The 1,856-nt window shown below is 58.0% G+C and carries 1 protein-coding gene; it reads right to left on the bottom strand.

Translation table 11 applies throughout. The annotated features are described in order from the left end of the window. A partial coding sequence (locus ACF8E5_RS17120; RefSeq protein ID WP_392475572.1) for an immunoglobulin-like domain-containing protein occupies positions 1-1,856 on the bottom strand: 1,856 nt, incomplete at both ends.

The raw sequence follows: 1,856 nt of genomic DNA, 5'->3' as shown, positions 1-1,856 counted from the left end.
ACGGAGTTCTGGTCAGCGGTAATAGTGACCAGCACCAGATCGCCTTGGTTACCCGTGCCCGGGGTACCCGAACCTGGCTCGTCAGTTACGGTAGTGGTTACAACCTCATTGCCCAGCGTCAACTTCTCGAAGTTATCTCCACCCGAAACCGACTCTAGCTTGTTCACCAGAGCAGGCTGGCCACCCATATACACATCATCGCCAACGGCAATAGTAGTGCTGCCAGCGACGCTATTGGCTGGAATGGTGACTTTCGTCCCGTCAGTCAGCGTGAAAGTCAGTGCTCCATGTTGAGTGACAGGCAAGCCTTGAGCGTTGCTCAGGGTTACGGTGTAGGTAACTTGGCCACCCTCTGTAACAGTCGTCTTGTCCGCCGTAAGGGTTGCGATGACTTCGCTGATGGTGTCGGAAATTTCAACTGTTGCCGGGCCACCGATGACTAGGTTCTCGAACGTGGCGCCCGGGACGCTAGCGTCGGTCACACCTAGCGTGACGGAGCCTGGATCCTTGATGACATCGTCGCCTTGTGCGGCGAGCTTGTACTCGACCTCAGTCTTTCCAGCCTCGATGGTGACTTTGTCACCATTCGACAATGTGACAGTGAGCGGACGGTCCAAGGCTTGACTGACTTTGACCGTGAAAGACGGCTGCTGATCTTCGGTCACATTGCCGTTACTGACGATGCTAACGGTGACAGTGTCGATACTGTCGTTGATGACCGTGGAGGCTGGCGTGGGGTTTGCGGTCAGTTCTTCGAAGTTGCCGCCGGTGGCGCTGTCGATGGTCACGCTAACGGTGGAACCGTTGTTGTAGACGTCGTTGGCCGGGGTCTGGAAATCGATGCTGCCCTGGGTCTTGCCTGCTTCAACGGTGATGACCTGGCCATTGGACAGGGTCACGGTAACTGGGGTTTGAGCCGGGTTGGTCAGCGTGACGGTGTAAGTGATCACGCCACCTTCGGTCACGCTTGGCGAAGCCGTCAGCGTAGCAGTGGTGGTGTCGATCGAGTCATTAATCGTAGTAACGGCAGCCGCTGGATTTGGGGTCAGCTGTTCGAAGTTACCGCCCGTAGCGCTGTCGATGGTCACGCTAACGGTGGAACCGTTGTTGTAGACGTCGTTGGCCGGGGTTTGGAAATCGATGCTGCCCTGGGTCTTGCCTGCTTCAACGGTGATGACCTGGCCGTTGGACAGGGTCACGGTGACCGGAGTCTGAGCCGGGTTGGTCAAGGTAACGGTGTAAGTAATGACACCGCCTTCAGTGACGCTCGGCGAAGCCGTCAGCGTGGCAGTGGTAGTGTCGATCGAGTCGTTGATCGTCGTTACGGCTGGCGTCGGATTAGGCGTCAGCTGCTCGAAGTTGCCGCCTGTGGCGCTGTCGATGGTCACGCTAACGGTCGAGCCGTTGTTATAGACGTCGTTCGCCGGAGTTTGGAAGTCAATGCTGCCCTGGGTCTTACCCGCTTCAACGGTGATGACCTGACCATTGGACAGGGTCACGGTGACCGGAGTTTGAGCCGGGTTGGTCAGGGTCACGGTGTACGTAATGACGCCGCCTTCAGTGACGCTCGGCGAAGCCGTCAGCGTGGCAGTGGTGGTGTCGATCGAGTCGTTGATCGTCGTTACCGCTGGCGTCGGGTTCGGCGTCAACTGCTCGAAGTTGCCACCCGTGGCGCTGTCGATGGTCACGCTAACGGGCGCACCGTTGTTGTTATAGACGTCGTTGGCCGGGGTTTGGAAGTCGATGCTGCCCTGCGTCTTCCCTGCTTCAACGGTGATGACCTGACCGTTGGACAGGGTCACGGTCACCGGAGTCTGAGCCGGATTGGTCAGGGTCACGGTGTAGGTGATGACACC

It is taken from the genome of Pseudomonas sp. WSY_20 (assembly GCF_043104335.1).
Lineage (GTDB): Bacteria > Pseudomonadota > Gammaproteobacteria > Pseudomonadales > Pseudomonadaceae > Aquipseudomonas > Aquipseudomonas parafulva_B.
Note: the sequence above shows the minus strand (reverse complement) of the source record. Positions and strands in the feature narration are given on the sequence as shown.